The following is a 23,688-nucleotide window of genomic DNA, read 5'->3' as shown; positions in this document are numbered from 1 at the left end:
GCTTAGAACGTGCGCGGCTTCGGCGGCACGGATTCGACCGTCAGCGGCTTCATTTGAACCGGCTTGTAGTCGAGGCGATCGCCTTCGCTGTACCACAGCGTGTGGCGCAGCCAGTTTTCGTCGTCGCGGTGTTCGTAGTCGCTGTGCGCGTGCGCGCCGCGGCTTTCCTTGCGCGCTTCCGCCGACACCATCGTCGCGCGCGCGACTTCGATCAGGTTCTCCAGCTCGAGCGCTTCGACGCGCGCGGTGTTGAACACCTTCGACTTGTCCTTCAGGTGGATGTTTTCCACGCGGGCCTTCAGGTCGGCCATCTGCTCGACGCCTTCCTTCAGCAGCGCCGACGTGCGGAACACGCCTGCGTGCTTCTGCATCGTCGCGCGGATGTCGTTCGCGACGTCCTGCGTGTACTCGCCCGAGCTCGACTTCTCGAGCTTGTTCAGGCGCGCCAGCGAGAACTCGCCTGCATCGGCCGGCAGCGGCTTGTGTTCCTTCTGGTTCTTCACGTGCTGGACGATGTGGTTGCCGGCCGCGCGGCCGAACACGACGAGGTCCAGCAGCGAGTTCGTGCCGAGGCGGTTCGCGCCGTGCACGGACACGCACGAGCATTCGCCCACTGCGTAGAAGCCGTTGATCGGTTCCTTGTGATCGCGCGACGTGCCGACGACCTGACCGTGGATGTTGGTCGGAATGCCGCCCATCTGGTAGTGGATCGTCGGGACGACCGGAATCGGCTCCTTGATCGCGTCGACGTTCGCGAACTTCAGCGCGATTTCGCGGATCGACGGCAGACGCTTCATGATCGTCTCGGCGCCGATGTGCGACAGGTCGAGCAGCACGTGGTCCTTGTTCGGGCCGACGCCGCGGCCTTCCTTGATTTCCTGGTCCATCGAACGCGACACGAAGTCACGCGGCGCCAGATCCTTCAGCGTCGGCGCGTAGCGTTCCATGAAGCGCTCGCCGTTCGCGTTGCGCAGGATACCGCCTTCGCCGCGCACGCCTTCGGTGATCAGCACGCCCGCGCCGGCCACGCCGGTCGGGTGGAACTGCCAGAACTCCATGTCCTGCAGCGCGACGCCCGAGCGCGCTGCCATGCCGAGGCCGTCGCCGGTGTTGATGAACGCGTTCGTCGATGCCGCGAAGATCCGGCCCGCGCCGCCCGTCGCGAACAGCGTCGTCTTGCCTTCCATGATGTAGACGTCGCCCGTCTCCATCTCGAGGGCCGTCACGCCGAGCACGTCGCCGTCCGCGTCGCGGATCAGGTCGAGCGCCATCCATTCGACGAAGAACTGCGTCTTCGCCTCGACGTTCTGCTGGTACAGCGTGTGCAGCAGCGCGTGACCGGTGCGGTCGGCCGCCGCGCAAGCGCGCTGGACCGGCTTCTCGCCGTAGTTCGCGGTGTGGCCGCCGAACGGACGCTGGTAGATCGTGCCGTCCGCGTTACGGTCGAACGGCATCCCGAAGTGTTCGAGCTCGTACACGACGTTCGGTGCTTCGCGGCACATGAACTCGATCGCGTCCTGATCGCCGAGCCAGTCGGAGCCCTTGATCGTGTCGTAGAAGTGGTAGTGCCAGTTGTCTTCGCTCATGTTGCCGAGCGACGCGCCGATGCCGCCCTGGGCAGCCACCGTGTGCGAACGGGTCGGGAACACCTTCGACAGCACGCCGACCGACAGGCCCGCGCGCGACAGTTGCAGCGCTGCGCGCAAGCCCGAGCCGCCCGCGCCGACGATCACCACGTCGAACTTGCGGCGCGGCAGGGAAGTTTTGATTGCAGCCATTCTTTACACTCTCCAGAGAATCTGCGCGGCGTAGCCCGCACATGCGAGCAGCCAGACGATGGTCAGCGATTGCAGCAGCACGCGCACACCGACGGGCTTCACGTAGTCCATCCAGATGTCGCGCACGCCGACCCATGCGTGGTAGAAGAGGGAGAGCAGCGTCACGAAGGTCGCGAGCTTCATCCATTGCGCGGAGAAGATCGATGCCCAGCCTTCGTACGAGAAGTCGTGCGCGCCGAAGAACAGGACGAGCAGAATGACCGTGTAGACCGCCATGATCGTGGCGGTGACGCGCTGCGCGAGCCAGTCGCGCAGGCCGTAGTGCGCGCCGACGACGAGGCGCTTCGAGCCGATTCGGTTGTTGGCTGCCATTTTCTTAGAATGCTCCGAACAGTTTGAGTGCCATGGCGATCGTCAGCGCGATCGAGACGACAAAGACGACGACGGCCGTCCGCTTGCCGCCTTCCTTCGAGACGGCGTCGTGATTGACGTCCATCAGCAGGTGGCGAATGCCGGCGCAGAAATGGTGGAAGAAGGCCCAGGACAATGCGAGGACGATCAGCTTGACGACGATGTTGGAGAGGAAAGCCTTGAAGACTTCGAAGCTGAGCTCGGAGGTGAGGCTCTGATCGAAGAGGAACAGCAGGAACGGCAGGAACAGGAACAGCAGCGCGCCGCTGATACGATGGAGAATCGACAATATCGCCGCCAGGGGCATGCGATATTTCAACGTGATGTCGCCGATTCCGATGTTCCGGTATTCCGGCCTCGGCTTTCTTACTGCGTCAGTCATGCTAGACCCCTACTATGTTGTCACACTAATCCGCGATTTTAGCGCCTTTTTATATCGCGCTGCAGCGAAAGTCTGCTCTGGATCATTACGCGAACGGGAATAAAGGCGGCCCGAAACGTGCTACGCGAGCGTGGGAAACCCGCATGCACGCGGCTTGTGCCGAGACGTCGTCAGCTCAAGTCATTGTGATAGTAATACCCGGTCGTGACATACCAGCCGCGCCGCACTTCCACCGGACGGTCGCCGTATGTATACGACACGCGCTCGACCGACAGCAGCGGAAAACCCGCCGGCACGTGCAGCAGGTCGGCCACCGCCGGCTCCGCCGCGACCGCGCGGATCTTCTCCGTCGCGCGGATCATCCGCGTGCCGAATTCCGTCTCGAACATCGCGTAGAGCGGCCCCTTGTACTCGCTCAGCCGCTCGAACGTGAGACCGCGGAACATCGCGCCCGGCAGCCAGATCTCGTCGAGCACGGTCGCTTCGTTCTCGAACTCCAGCAGGCGGCGCACCTGCACGACCGGATCGGCCGGCTTCAGGTCGAGCTGCCGCGCAATCTCGGCCGGCGCGCGCAGGCGCCGGCATTCGAGCAGGCGGCTCACGTGCGGATGCTCGGCACCATCGTCGGCCAGCAATCGCAGGAAGCGGAACTGCGCGCGCTCTTCGTTGTGCGTTGCAACAAACGTACCCTTGCCCTGCCGCCGCACCACGAGGTTTTCGGCGGCGAGCTCGTCGATCGCCTTGCGGACGGTGCCCTGGCTGACCTTGTAACGGGCCGCGAGCTCCACTTCGCTCGGAATGATCTCGCCCGGCTTCCATTCGCCGGACTCGAGACTCTGCGTGATCAACGACTTGATCTGCTGGTATAAAGGACTGAACGTGGGCGACGTCGCGGCCGCCGGGGCCGGCACGGAATCGGCCGCGCCCGGCTGCCCTGGGCCGCCTGCGCCGGTCGGATTCGCGTTGTTCGCCTGGTTCGATGTCATGGCGCGCATTTCATCACAAACCGCGCTTTTTCGTCCACTCAAATTCCGCAAAACATCTGTCTTATATAAGACATATGATACCGTTTGACTTTGCGCGCGACGGCTCCTACACTCCGGGGCGAGCAAGGGTTCGCGGGTGCAAAACGCGTCCCCGGCTACGTGCCACGGCCGTCTCCAGGTTCACCGCGTCTGCCTTTCGCGAGTCCTCCGCCCTGCTTCAATGCAACGCTTCGCGTAACGCGCATAGAATGGCGTTTTGCCTAGCGTCCACCGCTTCACCCGTCCTGGAGATTTTCAATGGCTAAGCCCGCAAAGCGCGTTGCCGTCACCGGCGCCGCAGGTCAAATCGCTTACTCCCTGCTGTTCCGCATCGCGAACGGCGACCTGCTCGGCAAGGACCAGCCGGTCATCCTGCAACTGCTCGACCTCCCGCAAGCCCAAGCCGCCGTCAAAGGCGTCGTGATGGAACTCGACGATTGCGCGTTCCCGCTGCTCGCGGGCGTCGTGATCACCGACGATCCGAAGGTTGCATTCAAGGATGCAGACGTCGCGCTGCTGGTCGGTGCACGTCCGCGCTCGAAGGGCATGGAGCGCAAGGACCTGCTGTCGGCGAACGCCGAGATCTTCACGGTCCAGGGCGCCGCGCTGAACGAAGTCGCGAGCCGCGACGTGAAGGTGCTGGTCGTCGGCAACCCGGCGAACACCAACGCGTACATCGCGATGAAGTCGGCTCCGGATCTGCCGAAGAAGAACTTCACGGCGATGCTGCGCCTCGACCACAACCGCGCGCTGTCGCAGCTCGCGGCCAAGTCGGGCAAGCCGGTCGCATCGATCGAGAAGCTCGCCGTGTGGGGCAACCACTCGCCGACGATGTACCCGGACTTCCGCTTCGCGACCGCCGAAGGCGAGTCGCTGCTGAAGCTGATCAACGACGACGTGTGGAACCGCGACACGTTCATCCCGACCGTCGGCAAGCGCGGCGCGGCGATCATCGAAGCGCGCGGCCTGTCGTCGGCCGCGTCGGCAGCCAACGCGGCGATCGACCACGTGCGTGACTGGGTCCTCGGCACGAACGGCAAGTGGGTCACGATGGGCATCCCGTCGGACGGCTCGTACGGCATCCCCGAAGACATCATCTACGGTGTGCCGGTCACCTGCGAAAACGGCGAGTACAAGCGCGTCGAAGGCCTCGAGATCGACGCGTTCTCGCGCGAGAAGATGGACGGCACGCTGGCCGAGCTGCTCGAAGAGCGCGACGGCGTCGCCCACCTGCTGAAGAACTAAGCAGGCTGCACGGCCCGGCCGCCTGCGGGCGGCCGGTCACGGCACGGGCGGCGGGCCGCAGCCGGCCCGCCGCCCCGATCCGATCCGGGCACGTTCTGCGCCGCTCCACGCGCGTCGCGCGCCGACCCAGAGCGCGCCCGAATCCGATTTTCTCCACGTTGGCCGCTTCCTTGACGTAGAAGAGATGTCCGCGCTCACTCCTGCACAAGTGCTGTACGACGGGGCGTCGCCGCCCGCGATCCTGCCCTGCTGCGATCACTACGCGGGCAGCGAGAAGCTGATGCGCAAGTCGCTCGCGCTCCAGGCCGAACTCGGCCCCGTGTTCGACATCACGCTCGACTGCGAGGACGGCGCCGCCGTCGGCCAGGAAGCGGCGCACGCGCAGCTCGTCGCCGACATCCTCGGCAGCGCCGGGAACCGCTTCGGGCGGGTCGGCGTCCGCATCCACGACTTTTCCCATTCCCACTGGCGCGACGACGTGCGCATCGTGCTGCGCGCCGCGCGCGCGCCGGCCTACATCACGCTGCCGAAGATCGCGAACGCCGCCGACGCGGCCGAAATGATCGCGTTCATCGAAGGCACGCGCCGCGAGCTCGGCGTCGCGCAGCCGATCCCGGTCGACGTGCTGGTCGAGACGCACGGCGCGCTCGCGCAGGCGGCCGCGCTCGCCGCGCTGCCGCTCGTCGGCACGCTGAGCTTCGGCCTGATGGACTTCGTCTCGGCTCATCACGGCGCGATTCCCGATGCGGCGATGCGCTCGCCCGGCCAGTTCGACCACCCGCTCGTGCGCCGCGCGAAACTGGAAATCGCGGCGGCCTGCCACGCGCACGGCAAGACGCCGTCGCACAACGTGACGACCGAGGTGCGCGACATGGCCGTCGTCGCGAGCGACGCCCGCCGCGCGCGCGACGAATTCGCGTTCACGCGGATGTGGAGCATCCATCCCGCGCAGATCCGCCCGATCGTCGACGCGCTCGCGCCGCGCACCGACGAGGTCGCGCTGGCCGCCGAGATCCTGCTGGCCGCGCAAGCCGCCGACTGGGGCCCGACGCGCCACGGCGACACGCTGCACGACCGCGCGAGCTACCGCTATTACTGGTCGGTGCTGCGCCGCGCGAAGGCGACCGGCCAGCCGGTGCCGGCCGAGGCCGCGCCGCTGTTCGGACCGGCCGCCGGGGACGCGCGGTGAGCGCGCGCCGACACACGGATTTCATCGACGCGCGGGAGCGCGAACCGGCCGCAGGTTTGCGAAACGACAAAAAACGTAACGGAGCCCGAAAACCTGAAATATGCGCGGCCAAATAGGTGAAAATAGCGGCCGCTGCGCGCTTCCGGGGCGCGTGCAGTTTCAAACCGGCCGGCGGTGTCAGCTGCCGGCCCTTGTCAACTGATAATCGAAAGGTTCTGACTCCATGAAGAAACTCCTGATCGCTACCGCCATCGGCGCGTTGTCCGCCACGATGCTGGTGTCGGCACCGAGCGCGTTCGCGCAGGGCACGGCAACGACCGCGAAGAAGACGGCCAAGCGCCCGGCACCGGCGAAGCGCCTCGTTCCGCGCAGCAAGAAGGCGCAGGCGCGTGCCGCAGCCAAGGTCGATCCGGTACCGGACGGCGCAGTCAAGTGGTCGTGCAAGGAAGGCCTGTCGTTCGACCTCGCCGGCGACATGAAGCGCGACCAGGTGGTCACGGTCCACTGGGCGAAGAAAAACTACAAGCTGCCGCGCGAAGCGACGACGACGGGCGCGGATACGTTCTACGATCCGGCCGCAGGCTTCAAGCTCGTCGTGATCCCGAGCAAGGCGATGCTGTTCAGCGACGCGAACGGCGGCGAGCGTCTCGCCGACGAGTGCATGACGGCAGAAATGGCACAGGGCGGCGCAGCGCCGACGCAGTCGAACGAGCTGAAGCCGGCAACGAACTAAGCGCGTTCTCCCAGGCCCCTCGATGTCCGCCTCGGTCTCCAACGTCCGCCCCGCTCCGGATCCGGTACTGGTCGATATCGTCGACTACGTGCTGAACACCGGCATCGACAGCGCGCTTGCGCTGGAGACGGCGCGTCATTGCCTGATCGACACGCTCGGATGCGGACTCGAGGCGCTGTCCTACCCCGCCTGCACCAAGCTGCTCGGCCCCGTCGTGCCCGGCACGATCGTGCCGAACGGCGCGAAGGTGCCCGGCACCTCCTTCCAGCTCGATCCGGTTCAGGCCGCGTTCGACATCGGCGCGATGATCCGCTGGCTGGACTTCAACGACACCTGGCTCGCCGCCGAATGGGGGCATCCGTCCGACAACCTCGGCGGGATCCTGGCGACGGCCGACTGGCTGTCCCGCACGGCCGTCGCGGCCGGCCGGCAGCCGCTGGCGATGCGCGACGTGCTCGTCGCGATGGTCCAGGCCCACGAGATCCAGGGCTGCCTCGCGCTCGAAAATTCATTCAACGCGGTCGGGCTCGACCACGTGCTGCTCGTGAAAGTGGCGTCGACGGCCGTCGTCGGCCGCCTGCTCGGGCTCACGCGCGACGAGCTGATCAATGCGGTATCCCACGCATTCGTCGACGGGCATCCGTTGCGCACGTACCGCCACGCGCCGAACACCGGTTCGCGCAAATCGTGGGCGGCCGGCGACGCGACGTCCCGCGCGGTGCGCCTCGCGCTGATCGCGAAAACCGGCGAGATGGGCTATCCGTCGGCACTCACCGCGAAAACCTGGGGCTTCTACGACGTGCTGTTCAACGGGCAGCCGTTCCGCTTCCAGCGCCCGTACGGCACGTATGTGATGGAGAACGTGCTGTTCAAGATCGCGTTCCCCGCCGAGTTTCACGCGCAGACGGCCGCCGAGGCCGCGCTGCAGCTGCACGCGCTGCTTGCCGCGGCGGGCCGCACGATCGACGACATCAGCCGGATCACGATCCGCACGCACGCGGCCGCGCTGCGCATCATCGACAAGCAGGGGCCGCTCGCGAATCCGGCCGACCGCGACCACTGCATCCAGTACATGGTCGCCGTGCCGCTGCTGTTCGGCCGGCTGACCGCGGCCGACTACGAAGACGCGGTCGCCGCCGACCCGCGCATCGACGCGCTGCGCGCGAAAACCGTGTGCGTCGAGGACCCGCAGTTCACGAAGGATTACCATGATCCGGCGAAGCGCTCGATCGCGAATGCGCTGACGATCGAATTCGCGGACGGATCGACGCTTGCCGAAGTGACGGTCGAATACCCGATCGGCCATCAGCGACGCCGTGCGGACGGCATCCCGCTGCTGATCGAGAAATTCCGTACCAACCTTGCCCGCCGTTTCCCGGCAAAGCAGCAACAAGCGATTCTCGACGTGTCGCTGGACCAGGCAAAGCTCGAAGCGATGCCGGTCAATGAGTACGTCGATCTGTATGTGATATAGCCGTCAAATGCAGGACTCTTTGTTTCCTAGCCTTAAACCCAGGAAAATCACCATGGCCCACAATCTCCACAAGACCCTCAAGGAATTCGACAGCGGTTCCGGCAAAGGCAAGTTCTACTCGCTGCCGCAGCTCGGCAAGGAACTGAAGACGAAGATCGAGCGCCTCCCGGTGTCGATCCGTATCGTCCTCGAGTCCGTGCTGCGCAACTACGACGGCAAGAAGATCACCGAAGAGCACATCGAGCAGCTCGCGAACTGGCAGCCGACCGCGAAGCGCGTCGACGAGATTCCGTTCGTGGTGTCGCGTGTGGTGCTGCAGGACTTCACCGGCGTGCCGCTGCTCGCCGACATCGCGGCCATGCGCGGTGTCGCCGAGCGCACGGGCAAGAACCCGAAGAAGATCGAGCCGCTGGTGCCGGTCGATCTCGTCGTCGACCACTCGGTCCAGATCGACTACTTCCGCCAGAAGGACGCGCTCGACCTGAACATGAAGCTGGAATTCCAGCGCAACAACGAGCGCTACCAGTTCATGAAATGGGGCATGCAGGCGTTCGACACGTTCAAGGTCGTGCCGCCGGGCGTGGGGATCGTCCACCAGGTGAACCTCGAATATCTCGCGCGCGGCGTCCACAAGAAGACGGACGGCGGCGACACCGTGTACTACCCGGACACGCTCGTCGGCACCGACAGCCACACGACGATGATCAACGGCATCGGCGTGGTCGGCTGGGGCGTGGGCGGCATCGAGGCTGAAGCGGGCATGCTCGGCCAGCCGGTGTATTTCCTGACGCCGGACGTCGTCGGCGTCGAGCTGAAGGGCAAGCTGCGCGAAGGCGTGACGGCCACCGACCTGGTGCTGACGATCACCGAGATGCTGCGCAAGGAAAAGGTCGTCGGCAAGTTCGTCGAGTTCTTCGGCGAAGGCACGCGCTCGCTGTCGCTGCCTGACCGCGCGACCATCGGCAACATGGCGCCGGAATACGGCGCGACGATGGGCTTCTTCCCGGTCGACGAAAAGACGATCGAGTACTTCGAAGGCACGGGCCGCACGAAGGCCGAGATCGCCGCGTTCGAAAACTACTTCAAGGCGCAGAACCTGTTCGGCATTCCGAACGCCGGCGACATCGACTACACGAAGACTGTGACGCTCGACCTCGCGACGGTCGCACCGTCGCTGGCCGGCCCGAAGCGCCCGCAGGACCGCATCGAGATCGGCAACGTCAAGTCGACGTTCACCGAGCTGTTCTCGAAGCCGGTCGCGGAAAACGGCTTCGCGAAGAAGGCGGAGGACCTGAACGCGCAGTACACGACGAGCAACGGCGTCAACGTGAAGAACGGCGACGTGCTGATCGCCGCGATCACGTCGTGCACGAACACGTCGAACCCGAGCGTGCTGCTGGCCGCCGGCCTGCTCGCGAAGAAGGCCGTCGAAGCCGGCCTGACCGTCGCGCCGCACATCAAGACGTCGCTCGCGCCGGGATCGCGCATCGTCACCGAGTACCTGACGAAGACGGGCCTGCTGCCCTATCTCGCAAAGCTCGGCTTCGAAGTCGCGGCGTACGGCTGCACGACCTGTATCGGCAACGCGGGCGACCTGACGCCGGAACTGAACGAAGCGATCACGAAGAACGACATCGTCGCGGCGGCCGTGCTGTCGGGCAACCGTAACTTCGAAGCACGGATCCACCCGAACATCCGCGCGAACTTCCTCGCGTCGCCGCCGCTGGTCGTCGCGTACGCGATCGCCGGCAACATCACGCGCGACCTGATGACCGAGCCGGTCGGCAAGGGCAAGGACGGCTACGACATCTACCTCGGCGACATCTGGCCGACGAGCGAGGAAATCCATGCGCTGCTGAAGTTCGCGCTGGATCCGAAGAAGTTCGAGGACAACTACTCGAAGCTGACGAAGAAGGGCGACCTCTGGAGCAAGATCGAGGGCGAGACGGGTCAGGTCTACGACTGGCCGAAGTCGACCTACATCGCGGAGCCGCCGTTCTTCGGCAACGACTTCTCGATGGAGCCGGCCGCGTCGATCCCGACCGTCAAGGGTGCACGCGCACTGGGCATCTTCGGCGACTCGGTCACGACCGACCACATCAGCCCGGCAGGCTCCATCAAGGAAGACTCGCCGGCAGGCAAGTGGCTGAAGGAGAACGGCGTGCAGAAGGCCGACTTCAACAGCTACGGCTCGCGCCGCGGCAACCACGACGTGATGATGCGCGGCACCTTCGCGAACGTCCGGATCAAGAACCTGATGATCCCGGCGAAGGCGGACGGCACGCGCGTCGAAGGCGGCCTGACGATTCACCAGCCGAGCGGCGAACAGCTGTCGATCTACGATGCGGCGATGAAGTACGTCGACGCCGGCACGCCGACCGTCGTGTTCGCAGGCGAAGAGTACGGCACGGGCTCGTCGCGCGACTGGGCCGCGAAGGGCACGCAGCTGCTCGGCGTGAAGGCCGTGATCGCACGCAGCTTCGAGCGCATCCACCGCTCGAACCTCGTCGGCATGGGTGTGCTGCCGCTGCAGTTCAAGGGCGCGGACAGCGTGCAGTCGCTCGGCATCACCGGCGAAGAGACCTACGACATCGAAGGCCTCGGCGACGACTTCAAGCCGCAGCAGGACGTCACGCTCGTGATCCATCGCAAGAACGGCGAAACGACCCGCGTGCCGGTGCTGCTGCGCATCGACACGCCGATCGAAGTCGACTACTACAAGCACGGCGGGATCCTGCCGTTCGTGCTGCGCTCGCTGCTCGCAGCGTAAGCGTCCTGCCTTTGCAGGGGCCGCAGCCGCCTCGCGGCGGCTGCGGCCGATTTGGATGCCCGGCCTCGTGTCGGGCTTTTTTTTGCGTGCCGGCCGGTTCGCGGCCGGCGCGGCGCAGATCACACGGCGCCGCCCCGCTTTCGCCGGACGTCAGCCGCCGGCATCCGGCTCGTGCGTCACGCCGCGTTGCTGGTTCGCGCCTTCGCGCCCGCGGAGGAAGCCGATCGCGCGTTCTTCTTCAGATGCGCGCGGTTGTAGTCGATCGCCGCGCGCACGAGGCGCTTCAACGCCGGCTTGTCGAGCTTGTCGCCTTCGGCGAAATCGATCGCGCGCCGCGCATTGCCTTCAAGGCCCGCGTTGAACAACCCGTCCGGATCGGGCAGGTGCGCGCCATGCATGAACGTGAGCTTCACCTTGCCCTTGTGCGCGTTCGCGACCGCGATCATCCCGTCGCACGACCACACGGGGCTGCCCATCCACTTCCATTCCTCGACGATGCCCGGCTGTGCGTCGAGGATCGTCTGGCGCAGGTCCGCGAAGGTTTTCCCGCGCCAGTCGCCGATCCCGGCGATCAACGCGTCGATGCGCTCCGACGGCGTGAGGTCGGCGGTGCTCATGCGCGGGCCTCCGTGCCTTCATCGGGACGCGCGAGCACCTGTTCGAGCGACGCGAAGAACTGCGCCCACCCGTGCTGCGCACCGCGGTAGGCCTGCTCCTGATCCGTGCGGAACCCGGCCTGCTCCATCCGCAACAGCGTGCCGCTCGGCGTCGGCGTGAGCGTCCACGTGACGACGCTTTCGAGGCCATAGGCGGCCCACGTATAGGACAGCACGCGCTGCGGCTCGATCGTCAGCACCGTGCAGTCGACCGAGCCCCAGTCCGCGTGAAAGCTGAACGCGCGGCCCGCGACCGGCTCGAAATCGCTCTTCATCAGCCACGCGTCGATCAGGTGCGGCTGCGTGAGCGCGCGCCAGATCTTCTCCGGCGGATGCGACAGTTCCCGTTCGACGACGACGGTACGCGTTTCGGTAGTGGCCTGGTTCATTGATCCATCCTCTTCAGCAGATCTTCGAGAGCGTCGAACCGGTTCTGCCAGAAGCCGGCCATCTGGCTGGTCCAGTCGATCAACGGAGTCAGCGCCTGCGGCTGCGCGCTGTAGTGCGTCTGCCGGCCTTCGTGGCGGTCGCTCACGAGCCCGGCCTGCTTCAGTACGCCCAGATGCTTCGATACCGCCGGCTGCGACACGCCTGCGTGGGCCGTCAGCGCGGCCACCGTCAGTTCGCCTTCCGCGCACAGCCGCTCGAAGAGCGCGCGGCGGGTGGGATCCGCGAGTGTCCGGAACAGCATGTCGTGAGCGTTTTGCATGGTTGAATTCATAACCTGATGGTTATGGGTTGAAGGATAGCGGCTGATTGGCGGGCGTCAAGGAGGAATTTCGCGGGGGGACGCCGGTCGCCGGTGACGCGTACCCGGTTCGCCGTGGCTGCGCCGTGGCTGACCGAACGGCGGCGCGCCGGCTTGCGATGGACAGCAGGCGCCCGCCGGTACGGCCGCGCCAGCGGCATTCGAGCAATTACTCTAATCCGGTGACGCGACCCGCGAACCGAAAGCACGCTGCAAGACTCGCCGAGGCGCTGTTCCACAGTTCGGGAAACCCGCACGTTCGACGAGCGCCGTTTTTGTGCATCTGCGTACCCCGATGTCGTCGCGTGCACGCAGCTACAGCGCTTGACCAAATAGTGCGACTTGCGACGCGCCCGCAGCCACGAGCCGGCGATGCACGCACCCGACGATGCGCGCCGCGATCGCGCGCATTCCGATACCGCAACGAACGCGTCGCGCGCGCAAACGTCGCGGACCATCGCGCGACCGCGCAGCGAACCGGTTCCCTTTGCCGGCCGCCGCTGCCGCATGCCTGAACCGCACATCGCAGGCGCGCGGGCACGCCGATGTCAGAACTGACAGCTATGGAAACTGCCAGCTACCTGAACGGCACCGACGCCCTACGCTCGTCACCGCTCGCGGCCCCACAAGGGCCGGGGCTTCCAGCAACGTCGTCTCTCCTAAAAAGGACTCCCGATGAAAAGGAACGCCCGGTTTGCCCTTCCCCTTCCGTCGCCCCGCCGCCTCGCGTGCGCGTGGCCGCTCGTGTTCGCGGCCGGTGCCGCGCATGCGGCGACGGACTGGGTCGACACCCACACGAAGGCCTTTCTGACCGGCCCGCAACTGATGGCGCGCAGCGCAGCGCCGTCGCTCGAACTCGCGGCCGGCGAGACGACCGACGTCGTCGTCAGCCTGAAGCTGCGCAATGCCGCGCAGCTCAAGCAACTCGCGCACGACGTGAACCGGCCCGGCAACGCGCACTATCGCCAGTACCTGACGCCCGCGCAGTTCCTCGCGAACTACGCGCCGACCGAAGCGCAGGTGAAGTCGGTCGTCGACTATCTGCGCAAGAGCGGGTTCGTGAACATCGAGGTCGCGCCGAACCGGCTGCTGGTGTCCGCGCGCGGCACGGCCGGCACCGTGAAGGCCGCGTTCAACACGTCGCTCGTGCATTTCGAGTACGCGGGCCGCTCCGGCTTCGCGAACGCGTCGGCCGCGCAGGTGCCGCGCGCGCTCGGCGACGTCGTCGGCTCCGTGCTCGGCCTGCAGAACGTCGCACGCGCACGGCCGATGCTGCGTATCGGCAACGTCGCGAAGCCGCAGGCGCTCGCGGCCGGCACGGCCACCGGCCACTATCCGAAGGAATTCCCGGGCCTTTACAACGCGACGGGCGTGCCGACCGCGGCCGGCGTGACGGTCGGGATCATCACGATCGGCGGCGTGTCGCAAACGCTGCAGGACCTGAAGCAGTTCACGTCGAGCAACGGTTACGGCACGGTCACGACGCAGACCGTGAAGACCAACGGAACCGGCACGTCCGGCAGCTACAGTGACGACCAGGACGGCCAGGGCGAATGGGATCTCGACAGCCAGTCGATCGTCGGTTCGGCCGGCGGCCAGGTCGGCAAGCTCGTGTTCTATATGGCGGACCTGAACGCAGCCGGCAACACCGGGCTCACGCAGGCGTTCAATCGCGCGGTGTCGGACAACACCGCGAAGGTGATCAACGTGTCGCTCGGCTGGTGCGAGACGGATGCGGACGCGGACGGCACGCTCGATGCCGAGGAACAGATCTTCACGACGGCCGCCGCGCAAGGCCAGACGTTCTCGGTGTCGTCGGGCGACGAAGGCGTGTACGAATGCAACAACCGCGGCTATCCGGACGGCGCGAACTACACGGTGTCGTGGCCGGCCGCGTCGCCGCACGTGCTCGCGATCGGCGGCACGACGCTGTACACGACGTCGGCCGGCGCATTCTCGAACGAAACGGTCTGGAACGAAGGCCTCGACGGCAACGGCAAGCTATGGGCAACGGGCGGCGGCGTCAGCTCGATCCTGCCGGCGCCGTCGTGGCAGTCGGGCAGCAACCGCCGGCTGCCCGACGTGTCGTTCGACGCCGCGCAGAGCACGGGCGCGTACATCTACAACTACGGCCAGCTGCAGCAGATCGGCGGCACGAGCCTCGCCGCGCCGATCTTCACCGGCTTCTGGGCGCGTCTGCTCGCGGCGAACGGCACGGGCCTCGGTTTCCCGGCCGCGAAGTTCTATGCGGACATTCCGTCGAATCCGTCGCTCGTGCGCTACGACGTCGTGTCGGGGAACAACGGTTATCAGGGATATGGCTACACCGCAGGCACCGGCTGGGATTATCCGACCGGCTTCGGCAGCCTGAACATCTCGAACCTCAACAAGCTGATCCAGACGGGCGGCTTCTGAGCGTGACGTGACGTGACGGCGCGCGGTGGCGTTTCATCGCGCGCCGGCCGGGTGGTTTTCCGGCACCGGGTTCATGCGGAGCCCTGCTCCGTCGCGCGCTGCTCGTTCACCGGAACCGACGCGACGGGCGCGCCGGCCCGGTGCGACGGCGCGAAGAGCCGCAGCCCGCTCGCGACGCTCGCCGCGCCAGCGAAGCCCGCACCGAGCATCAGCGCGAGCGTCGGCCCGTGCCGCCCCGCAATCCCGAACGACAGCGCGACGAGCGCGGCGCCGGTCGCCTGCCCGATCAGCCGCGCGGTCGCGATGATCCCGCTCGCGCCGCCGCTACGCTCGGGCGGCGCGCTCGACATCAGCGCCTTCAGGTTCGGCGACTGGAAGAAGCCGAAGCCCGCGCCGCACAGCATCATCCGCCAGCCGATGTCGATGACGCCCGGCGCCGCCGGCAGCGCAGCGAGCGACACCATCCCCGCGCTCAGCAGCGCGAGCCCGATCGCACCGAGCAAGCCGGGCGGATAACGATCGGACAGCCGGCCCGCGATCGGCGCGGCGAGCGCGACGATCGCCGACCACGGCGTCATCAGGAAGCCCGTTTCCACCGCATTGCGATGCAGGACGGTTTCGAAATAGAACGGCAGCGACACGAACGCGAGCCCCTGCGCGGCGAACGCGCACACGGCCGTCAGCGCGGACAACGTGAATACCGGGCGGCGAAACAGGTCGACCGGCAGCATCGGCGCCGGGTGCCCGGCCTGCCGGCGAATCAGCATCCAGCCGAACGCGAGCGCGACGGCGGCGGCCGCGAACACGACCGACAACGGCCCGCGCTGCGCGAATTCGCCGAGCGCGAAGATCAGCGACGCGAAACAGATCACGTTGAACAGCGCGGCGAGCGGATCGAATGCGTGCTTGCCGCGCGCCGTCCGCGGCAGCGACGGAATCGCGACGGCGAGCGCGAGCACGCCGAGCGGCACGTTGACCGCGAACAGCCATGGCCACGCGGCCATCGACAGGATCAGCGACGCGATCGTCGGCCCGACCGCGAACGACACGCCGACGACGAGCGCGTTGAAGCCGACGCCGCGCCCGAGCCGGTGCGCGGGGAACAGGTTGCGGATCAGCGCGACGTTCACGCTCATGATGGCGCTCGCGCCGAAGCCCTGCACGATCCGCGCGGCCGTCAGCTGCGGCAGCGTCGCCGCGAGCGAGCAGCCGAGCGACGCGAGCGTGAACACCGCGAGCCCGGCGACATACACGCGCTTGTGGCCGACGATGTCGCCGAGCGACGCGAACGGCAGCAGCGTCGCGACCATCGCGAGCTGATACGCGTTGATGATCCATACCGACGCGGCGGGCGACGCGTGCAGGTCGGCGGCGATCGCGGGCAGCGCGGTGTTCGCGATCGCGGTGTCGAGCGTCGCGAGCGCGACGGCGAGCAGCACGGCGGACATCGCGCGCCAGTTGACGGCCGGCTCGCGGGCGCCGGCGGAAGAAGCGAGTTCGGACAAGATGAGGCTCGGCTGACGAGCGACGCGCGGCGTCGCGGATTGAGCGGCGCGGCACCGGCACTCCGTCGACACGAACGGAACGCGCGACGCCGCGACCCGTATTGTTGCAGAGCCGCATCGAACGTGCAGGCGACCGCGTCGTCAGTCAGCGAAACGAAAGCTTGCGCGCAGCGCACCGCACCGCGTGCGCGATGTCGTTGGGAGCGCAACGGTCGGCACCACACGCCGAACGTCGCGTATGCACGCCGTTACGTCACCGCGCGCCGCGCGTTGCGTCCGCGCAGCCATTCGAGCGCGAGCAGCAGGCTCGTCGAGAAGATGATCAGGATCGTCGCGAGCGCGGCGATCGTCGGGCTGATGTTCTCGCGGATCCCGGTGAACATCTGGCGCGGCAGCGTCGTCTGGTCCGCGCCCGCGAGGAACAGCGTGACGACGACTTCGTCGAACGACGTCGCGAACGCGAACAGCGCGCCCGACATCACACCCGGCGCGATCACCGGCAGCGTCACGCGGAAGAACGTCGTGACGGGATTCGCGCCGAGCGACAGGCTCGCACGCACCAGGTTCTGGTTGAAGCCTTGCAGCGTGGCCGCGACCGTCGTCACGACGAACGGCACGCCGAGCGCCGCGTGCGCGGCGATCAGCCCCGTGTACGTATTCGCGAGCCCGAGCGGCGCGAAAAACAGGTACATGCCGACGCCGACCACGACGACGGGCACGATCATCGGCGACAGCAGCACGGCCATCAGCAGCCCCTTGCCGCGGAAGTCGGCTTTCGTGAGGCCGATCGCGGCGAGCGTGCCGAGCACGGTCGCGACGACGGTCGCCGACGGCGCGACGATGAAGCTGTTCTTCGCGGCCATCCGCCATTCGTCGGACGCGATCAGGTTCTCGTACCAGCGCGTCGAGAAGCCCGGAATCGGATACACGAGGAACGTGCTCGACGAGAACGACAGCGGCACGATCGCGAGCACCGGCAGGATCAGGTACAGCAGCGTGAGCACGACGAGCACGCGCAGCGCGACGTACCACGCGCGCTCGACGAACGACATGTGCGGCGCGAACAGCGGCCTGGCGAATTTCATGGTCGGCATCCCCTTCCCGTTTCCCTGTGCCCGGCGCTCAGCCGAGGCTCACGTTGGTGCGCGTGAAGCGCCCGTACACCGCATACAGCACGAGCGTCGCCGCGAGCAGCAGCCCGCCGAGCGCACACGCCATGCCCCAGTTGATCGTCACGTTCGTGAAGTAAGCGACGTAGTAGCTGACCATCTGGTCGTTCGGCCCGCCGAGCAGCGCGGGCGTGATGTAGTAGCCGATCGCGAGGATGAACACGAGCAGCGCGCCGGCGCCGACGCCCGGATAGGTCTGCGGCACGTACACGCGCCAGAACGCGGCGAACGGATGGCTGCCGAGCGACACCGCCGCGCGCTGGTAGGTGGGCGGGATCGACTTCATCACGCTGTAAAGCGGCAGGATCATGAACGGCAGCAGGATGTGCGTCATCGAGATGTACACGCCGACACGGTTGAACAGCAGCGTCAGCGGATGCGAGATCAGCCCGCTGCCGATCAGCGCCTTGTTCACGAGCCCTTCGCTTTGCAGCAGCACGATCCACGCGGCGACGCGCACCAGCACCGACGTCCAGAACGGAATCAGCACGAGGATCATCACGAGATTCGCGCGGCGCTCCGACAGCGTCGAGATCCAGTACGCGAGCGGATAGCCGAGCAGCAGCGCGAACAGCGTGACGGCGACGCCGATCACGAACGTGCGGCCGAAGATCGCGAGATAGATCGACTGGTCCGGGTCCGCCTGCACGATATGGCCGAAGCCGTCCTGTTTGTGGTCGAGCGCGGCGAGCAGGTAGAACGGCGACACCTGGCTGCCGTTCTTCGCGATCGCCTGCCAGTACGCGGCATCGCCCCAGCGCGCATCGAGGTCGATCAGTTTCGTGCGCGTCTGCGCGGGCGTCAGCGCCGCGTCGCCCGCGTCACCGTCGCCCTTCAGCGGCATCGCACGCGCCGTCTTCGCGACGAGCGAGCGGTAGCCGGGAATCTCGGTGTTCAGGCGCCGCGCGAGCGCGCCCATCGCCTCGCTGTCGGCGACCTTCGTCATGTCGGCCGCGAGCGCGGCATACGCGGCGTCCGGCGGCGGCGCCTTGCGGTCCCAGTCCGCCAGCGCGGCGACCGTGTGCGGCAGCGCGGTCGCGATCTCGGGGTTCTGCACCGCGCGCGTGAGCAGCGTGCCGATCGGCACGACGAAGATGAGCAGCAGGAAGATCGCGAGCGGCGCGATCAGCAGCAGCGCCATCGTGCGCTTGCGGGCCTCGGCGGCTTTCAGTTCGCGCTTGAGCGCCACTGTGGACGGCGAGGAAGGAGCGATCGTCATCGTGTTCAACGGTTCTCTCCGGCCGGGCTCGATCCGGCGGAATGCCGCGCGACGCGTTCGGCGCGCCGCGCGGCAGGTTGCATCAGGACACCTGAGTAGCGGTTACTTCGTCGCCCACGCGGCGAAGCGCTGCTCCAGCTCGTCGCTGTGGTCGGTCCAGAAGCCGATGTCCTCCAGCACCGCGTTCTTGCCGTTGGCCGGCGAGTTCGGCAGGTTCGCGAGCGTCTTCGCGTCGAGCGACTTGATCGCCGCGACGTTCGCCGGACCGTACGCGATGTGCTGTGCATACGCCTGTTGCGGCTTCGGCGTCAGCGTGTACGCGATGTACTGCTCGGCGAGCGCCTTGTTCGGCGAGCCCTTCGGAATCGCCCAATAGTCGAGGTCGTAGATGCTGCCGTTCCACACGACCTTCAGGTTCTTGCCTTCCTTCTGCGCGGCGTCGATGCGGCCGTTGTACGCGGTCGACATCACGACGTCGCCGGCCACCAGGAACTGCGGCGGCTGCGCGCCGGCTTCCCACCACTGGATGTACGGCTTCAGCTCGTCGAGCTTCTTGAACGCGCGGTCCTGGCCGGCCTTCGTGCCGAGCACCTTGTACACGTCCTTCGTCGCGACGCCGTCGGCCATCAGCGCGAACTCGAGGTTGTAGCGCGCGCCCTTGCGCATCCCGCGCTTGCCGGGGAATTTCTTCACGTTCCAGAAATCGGCCCAGCCGGTCGGCGCGGTCTTCAGCTTGTCCGCGTTGTACGACAGCGCGGTCGACCACACGAAGAAGCCGACGCCGCACACCTGCGGCGCTTCCGGAATCAGGTCGGATTTCTTCGCGATCTTCGACCAGTCGAGCTTTTCGTACAGCCCTTCGTCGCAGCCGCGGTTCAGGTCGCCCGATTCGACTTCGACCACGTCCCAGTTGACGTGCTTCGCCTCGACCATCGCCTTCACTTTCGCCTGCTCGCCGTTGTACTCGACGGCCGTGACCTTGTTGCCGGTCGCCTTCTCGAACGGCTGGTTGAACGCGGCCTTCTGCGCGTCGCCGTTCGCGCCGCCGAAGTTGACGACGGTGAGTTCGGCCGCCGCGGCCGATGCGCCGACGACGGCGAGCGCCAGGGCGAGTGCGGTACGACGCGCGGTGGAGTTTGCTCCGTTCATGATGGTTCCTCTCCTCTCGTGGTGGAAGTGGGCGTTGTTGTTGACGACGTGCTGCGGAAAAACGGGAAACTCTGCGTCACGCGAACACGCGCAGGTGCTCGGGCGAGAACGCGAGCGATACCGGCGCGCCGGGCGCGAACGCGTCGAGCGCGCCCGTGCCGAGCGGCACCTTCACGAAGCATTCGTCCTGGCCCGGCAACGCGCAGCGCATGCGCACGTGGTCGCCGAAATAGATGAGGCTGCGCGCCTCGCCGGTCACGCGGTTCGCGGCGCCGCCGTTCAGGTGGCCGTTCGCGAGGCTCATGCGCTCCGGGCGGATGCATGCAACGGCCGGCGCGCCTTCGGCCGCGTCGCCGATGCGGCGTCCGACGAGCTGCGTGCCGTCGTCGAGCCGGAATTCGCAGAATTCGCCGTCGACGCGCGCGATGGTGCCGCGCAGCCGGTTGCTGTCGCCGATGAAGTTCGCGACGAACTCGTTGCACGGCGATTCGTAAAGACGATCGACGGTATCGAGCTGCTGCACGATGCCCTTGTCGAACACGGCGACGCGATCGGACATCGTCAGCGCCTCGCCCTGGTCGTGCGTCACGTACACGAAGGTCACGCCGAGCTTCTCGTGCAGCGCCTTCAGCTCGTATTGCATGTGTTCGCGCAGCTGCTTGTCGAGCGCGCCGAGCGGCTCGTCCATCAGCACGAGCTTCGGCTCGAACACGAGCGCGCGCGCGAGTGCGATGCGCTGCTGCTGGCCGCCCGACAGCTGCGCGGGGTAGCGCTTCGCGAAGCGTTCCATCTGCACCATCTTCAGCGCATGCGCGACGCGCTCCGCGCGCTCGCCGGCCGGCAGCTTGCGCACCGTCAGCGGATACGCGACGTTCTGCTCGACCGTCAGATGCGGAAACAGCGCGTAGTTCTGGAACACCATGCCGATGTTGCGCTTGTGCGGCGGCACGGAGTTCAGCAGCTCGCCGTCGAGGCGGATCTCGCCGCCCGTCGGGAACTCGAAGCCCGCCAGCATCATCAGGCAGGTGGTCTTGCCCGAGCCGGACGGCCCGAGCAGCGTCAGGAATTCCCCCCGGCGGATGTCGAGGTCGAGCGATTTGACGACCAGCGTCTCGCCGTCATAGGTCTTCCGCACGCCGCGAAAGCTGACGATCACATCATCGGACTTCATCGTGGCTGTCCCCTTGCTGCGCGACAAAACGTTTATCAATGCCCCGAAACCTGCCGCTGCGCGCCAGGCCCCCCGCGGGGTCAAGAAAACCCGGGGCGGCCCGGCGCTTTCTTGCGAGATGGACCGACTATACGGCCCGCACGGTTCTATACTAGGGAACCATTTCAATATTCCTAGTAGGACCACTTTGGATACCGTGATCCTCGCCGACTGGCTGTCCGCCCGTCTCGACCGCAGCTCGTCCGAACCGATGTACCGGCAACTGCTGCAACAGATGCAGCAAGCGATTCTCACTGGAGAATTGGGGCCAGGGACAAAGCTTCCCAGCTCACGCACGCTCGCAGCCGACCTGTCGATCGCGCGCAATACCGTGCTGCACGTGTACGACCAGCTGACCGCCGAAGGCTACGTGCTGACGACCACCGGCAGCGGCACCTACGTGGCGGACACGCGCCCGGACGCGGCCGCGATCCATGCGCCGGGCGCCGCGCCGCCGCAGGCCGCTGGCGGCGCGACCCCGCTGCCGGACGCGCATGGCGGCCTGTCGATGCGCGGCCGCCAGCTGATCGAGCATGCGGGCGTGTCGCGGCGCCAGTGGGGCGCGTTCATGCCGGGCGTGCCCGACGTGTCGGAATTCCCGAGCCGCACGTGGAGCCGCCTGCAGGCGCGCCTGTGGAAGGAAGCGAATCCGGAGCTGCTGACCTATGCGCCGGGCGGCGGCTACCGGCCGCTGCGCCGCGCGCTTGCCGACTATCTGCGCGTCGCGCGGTCGGTCAAATGCTCGCCGGACCAGGTGATCATCACGACGGGCATCCACCAGTCGATCGATCTCGCGGTGCGGCTGCTGTCCGACATCGGCGATCGCGCATGGGTCGAGGAGCCGTGCTACTGGGGCGTGCGCAGCGTGCTGCAGGCGACCGGCCTCGCGCTGACGCCGGTGCCGGTCGACCAGGAAGGGATCGATCCGAGCGCGAGCGACATGCAGCAACCGCCGCGGCTCGTGCTCGTCACGCCGTCGCACCAGTATCCGCTCGGGATGGTGATGAGCCTCGCGCGGCGCCGGATGCTGCTCGAATACGCGCGCCAGCACCGCTGCTGGATCATCGAGGACGACTACGACAGCGAGTTCCGCTACGGCAGCCGCCCGCTCGCGTCGCTGCAGGGCCTCGACGACGGCGGCCGCGTGATCTACGTCGGCAGCCTCGGCAAGATGCTGTTCCCGGGCCTGCGGATGGGCTACATGGTGGTGCCCGAGCATCTGGTCGACACGTTCCGCACCGGGCTGTCGGAGCTGTATCGCGAGGGCCAGCTGATGCAGCAGGCCGTGCTCGCCGAATTCATCATGGACGGGCACCTGACGTCGCACGTGAGGCGCATGCGCACGCTGTACGGCGAGCGCCGGCAATTGCTGATCGATGCGATTCATGCACGCTTCGGCGACGCGCTGCCCGTGATGGGCGACGAGGCCGGGCTGCATCTCGTGCTCGGCCTGCCCGATGCGTGCGACGATCGCGCGGTCACGCAAAGCGCGTTCGACGCCGGCGTGATCGTGCGCCCGCTGACCAGCTACTACAGCTGCCGGGACACCGCGCGCCGCGGGCTGCTGCTCGGCTATGCGTGCGTCGCGCACGAGCGCATCGGCCCCGCGTTCGATACGCTTGCGATGACGATCGAACGGCATCTGCCGCGGCAATTCACGCACGCGGCGTGAGCGCGTGCGGGCGCGTGATTGCCTGTGTGATTGCCTGTGTAATTGCCTGCGTTATTGCGCGGCGGCCGCGCCGCGGTCGAGCGACGCCGCACGCACCGCTTCGCCGGGCTTCGTGAAGATGCGCTGCCGCAGCGCGACGATCTGCGCATCGCGCTCCTGCGCCGGCAACCCGGCCGCGCCGATCTGCGCGCGCTGCACCGCATAGTCCGCATAGCGGCTCTGCCACGACGCATCGTCCTGCTGCATCTGCGCGACGCGCGCCGCCGCTTCGGGGCCGAGCGTCTGCGTCAGCTGCGCGCGCATCGCGTCGGGTGTCGCCCCGCTCCTCTGCAACTGCGCGATCTGGTCGATCGCGGCGCGCTGCCGGTCGGCCTTCTGTTGCGCCGCGCGTTCGTCGGCCGGCATCTGCTGCGCGAGCGCCGCGAGCCGCTCCGCCTTCTGCGCGTCTGTGAGCGTGCGGTCCTGCGCAATCTTCAGCCGCGCGAGATCGTAGCGCTGCCGCCACTGCTCCGCACCGAAGAACGTCTGGCTCCAGTCGCCGAGCGTCCGGTACGCGATCGACGCGCGCTGGTCGAGCGCGAGCTGCAGCGCGCCGGGATCGGACTTGTCGACCGCACCGGCCTGCGGCAGTTTCGCGAGCGCATCGAGATATGCGCGATATCGATGCCAGACGTCGAGCGCCTCGGGCTGCGCGCGCGTGCCGTCGAGCTGCGCGGCGATCTCACGCACGACGAGCGCGTCGAGCGCAGTCGCATTCAGGTCGCTTTGCGCGGTCAGGCAATAGTCGAAGAAATCGCGCACCGCGCGCGACTTGGCCAGATGGCCGCCGGCATCGAGCGGCAGCCGCGGCGCGCTGGACCCCGCCAGCGATGACGGCAGCCCGGCGCTCGCCGGCAAAACGGACTGCGGCACGACCGCCGCCGCGCTCGCGCCGGCCG

Annotated in this window: 20 protein-coding genes; 7 read left to right on the top strand and 13 right to left on the bottom strand. The window is 67.1% G+C overall.

What is annotated here, in order from left to right; genetic code table 11:
- Window positions 1-2: 2 nt before the first annotated feature.
- The 4 genes from sdhA to BSE24067_RS02705 form a co-directional block, all read right to left on the bottom strand.
- Window positions 3-1,778, bottom strand: coding sequence for a succinate dehydrogenase flavoprotein subunit (sdhA, locus tag BSE24067_RS02720; RefSeq protein WP_151062417.1), 1,776 nt, complete (start codon window positions 1,776-1,778; stop codon window positions 3-5).
- Between the two features lie 3 nt (window positions 1,779-1,781).
- Window positions 1,782-2,150: a succinate dehydrogenase, hydrophobic membrane anchor protein gene (sdhD, locus tag BSE24067_RS02715; RefSeq protein WP_151062418.1), complete on the bottom strand. Its 369-nt coding sequence runs from the start codon at window positions 2,148-2,150 to the stop codon at window positions 1,782-1,784.
- Between the two features lie 4 nt (window positions 2,151-2,154).
- Complete coding sequence (sdhC, locus tag BSE24067_RS02710; protein WP_151062419.1) at window positions 2,155-2,571, bottom strand: succinate dehydrogenase, cytochrome b556 subunit; 417 nt, start codon at window positions 2,569-2,571, stop codon at window positions 2,155-2,157.
- Between the two features lie 170 nt (window positions 2,572-2,741).
- The gene (locus BSE24067_RS02705; RefSeq protein WP_151062420.1) at window positions 2,742-3,566 is read right to left on the bottom strand and encodes a GntR family transcriptional regulator; all 825 of its coding nucleotides are present in this window, start codon (window positions 3,564-3,566) and stop codon (window positions 2,742-2,744) included.
- 288 nt (window positions 3,567-3,854) lie between these two features.
- On the opposite strand from BSE24067_RS02705, the gene BSE24067_RS02700 reads away from it, so the two are divergent.
- From BSE24067_RS02700 to acnA, 5 genes are all read left to right on the top strand, one after another.
- Window positions 3,855-4,841, top strand: a complete 987-nt coding sequence (locus BSE24067_RS02700) for a malate dehydrogenase (RefSeq protein ID WP_006487742.1) — start codon at window positions 3,855-3,857, stop codon at window positions 4,839-4,841.
- Between the two features lie 184 nt (window positions 4,842-5,025).
- Window positions 5,026-6,030 (top strand): HpcH/HpaI aldolase/citrate lyase family protein, encoded by a 1,005-nt coding sequence (locus BSE24067_RS02695; protein ID WP_151062421.1) that lies wholly within the window; start codon window positions 5,026-5,028, stop codon window positions 6,028-6,030.
- A gap of 223 nt (window positions 6,031-6,253) precedes the next feature.
- Window positions 6,254-6,763 carry a hypothetical protein gene (locus BSE24067_RS02690; RefSeq protein WP_151062422.1) on the top strand — a complete coding sequence of 170 codons (510 nt, stop codon included), beginning with the start codon at window positions 6,254-6,256 and terminating at the stop codon, window positions 6,761-6,763.
- A gap of 22 nt (window positions 6,764-6,785) precedes the next feature.
- Window positions 6,786-8,237, top strand: coding sequence for a bifunctional 2-methylcitrate dehydratase/aconitate hydratase (locus BSE24067_RS02685; protein ID WP_151062423.1), 1,452 nt, complete (start codon window positions 6,786-6,788; stop codon window positions 8,235-8,237).
- A gap of 52 nt (window positions 8,238-8,289) precedes the next feature.
- A complete protein-coding gene (gene acnA / locus BSE24067_RS02680; RefSeq protein WP_151062424.1) occupies window positions 8,290-11,007 on the top strand; it encodes an aconitate hydratase AcnA in 2,718 nt (905 codons plus the stop codon).
- A 176-nt stretch (window positions 11,008-11,183) separates the two neighbouring features.
- On the opposite strand, the gene BSE24067_RS02675 is transcribed toward acnA, so the two are convergent.
- Genes BSE24067_RS02675 through BSE24067_RS02665 form a run of 3 tightly spaced genes read right to left on the bottom strand, consistent with a single transcriptional unit; the run spans window position 11,184 to window position 12,372 of the window.
- A complete protein-coding gene (locus tag BSE24067_RS02675; protein WP_151062425.1) occupies window positions 11,184-11,624 on the bottom strand; it encodes a DUF1801 domain-containing protein in 441 nt (146 codons plus the stop codon).
- Window positions 11,621-12,052: an SRPBCC family protein gene (locus tag BSE24067_RS02670; protein ID WP_151062426.1), complete on the bottom strand. Its 432-nt coding sequence runs from the start codon at window positions 12,050-12,052 to the stop codon at window positions 11,621-11,623. Before BSE24067_RS02670 ends, BSE24067_RS02675 begins: the two co-directional genes overlap by 4 nt.
- Complete coding sequence (locus BSE24067_RS02665) at window positions 12,049-12,372, bottom strand: ArsR/SmtB family transcription factor (RefSeq protein ID WP_151062427.1); 324 nt, start codon at window positions 12,370-12,372, stop codon at window positions 12,049-12,051. The genes BSE24067_RS02670 and BSE24067_RS02665 overlap by 4 nt, the downstream gene beginning before the upstream one ends.
- Window positions 12,373-13,086: 714 nt before the next feature.
- On the opposite strand from BSE24067_RS02665, the gene BSE24067_RS02660 reads away from it, so the two are divergent.
- Window positions 13,087-14,826 (top strand): S53 family peptidase, encoded by a 1,740-nt coding sequence (locus BSE24067_RS02660; protein WP_151062428.1) that lies wholly within the window; start codon window positions 13,087-13,089, stop codon window positions 14,824-14,826.
- A gap of 71 nt (window positions 14,827-14,897) precedes the next feature.
- Here BSE24067_RS02660 and BSE24067_RS02655 read toward each other — a convergent pair whose 3' ends face one another.
- The 5 genes from BSE24067_RS02655 to BSE24067_RS02635 all read right to left on the bottom strand — a co-directional run bounded on the left by BSE24067_RS02655 (window position 14,898) and on the right by BSE24067_RS02635 (window position 21,039).
- The gene (locus BSE24067_RS02655; RefSeq protein ID WP_151062429.1) at window positions 14,898-16,331 is read right to left on the bottom strand and encodes an MFS transporter; all 1,434 of its coding nucleotides are present in this window, start codon (window positions 16,329-16,331) and stop codon (window positions 14,898-14,900) included.
- Window positions 16,332-16,579: 248 nt separating this feature from the next.
- Window positions 16,580-17,416 (bottom strand): ABC transporter permease, encoded by an 837-nt coding sequence (locus tag BSE24067_RS02650; protein WP_151062430.1) that lies wholly within the window; start codon window positions 17,414-17,416, stop codon window positions 16,580-16,582.
- 37 nt (window positions 17,417-17,453) lie between these two features.
- Window positions 17,454-18,719, bottom strand: coding sequence for an ABC transporter permease (locus BSE24067_RS02645; protein ID WP_170297396.1), 1,266 nt, complete (start codon window positions 18,717-18,719; stop codon window positions 17,454-17,456).
- Window positions 18,720-18,821: 102 nt separating this feature from the next.
- Window positions 18,822-19,868 carry an ABC transporter substrate-binding protein gene (locus BSE24067_RS02640; protein ID WP_151062432.1) on the bottom strand — a complete coding sequence of 349 codons (1,047 nt, stop codon included), beginning with the start codon at window positions 19,866-19,868 and terminating at the stop codon, window positions 18,822-18,824.
- Window positions 19,869-19,944: 76 nt separating this feature from the next.
- Complete coding sequence (locus tag BSE24067_RS02635; RefSeq protein ID WP_151062433.1) at window positions 19,945-21,039, bottom strand: ABC transporter ATP-binding protein; 1,095 nt, start codon at window positions 21,037-21,039, stop codon at window positions 19,945-19,947.
- Window positions 21,040-21,226: 187 nt separating this feature from the next.
- Between BSE24067_RS02635 and pdxR the strand changes: the two genes are divergently transcribed.
- Window positions 21,227-22,750: a MocR-like pyridoxine biosynthesis transcription factor PdxR gene (gene pdxR, locus BSE24067_RS02630; protein WP_151062434.1), complete on the top strand. Its 1,524-nt coding sequence runs from the start codon at window positions 21,227-21,229 to the stop codon at window positions 22,748-22,750.
- Window positions 22,751-22,801: 51 nt separating this feature from the next.
- On the opposite strand, the gene BSE24067_RS02625 is transcribed toward pdxR, so the two are convergent.
- Window positions 22,802-23,688 (bottom strand): lipase secretion chaperone (locus BSE24067_RS02625; protein WP_174904686.1); only part of this gene is annotated, 887 nt, incomplete at its 5' end.

Source organism: Burkholderia latens (assembly GCF_902499045.1).
Classification (GTDB): Bacteria; Pseudomonadota; Gammaproteobacteria; order Burkholderiales; family Burkholderiaceae; genus Burkholderia; species Burkholderia latens.
This window is presented reverse-complemented; position numbering and strand designations above follow the sequence as displayed.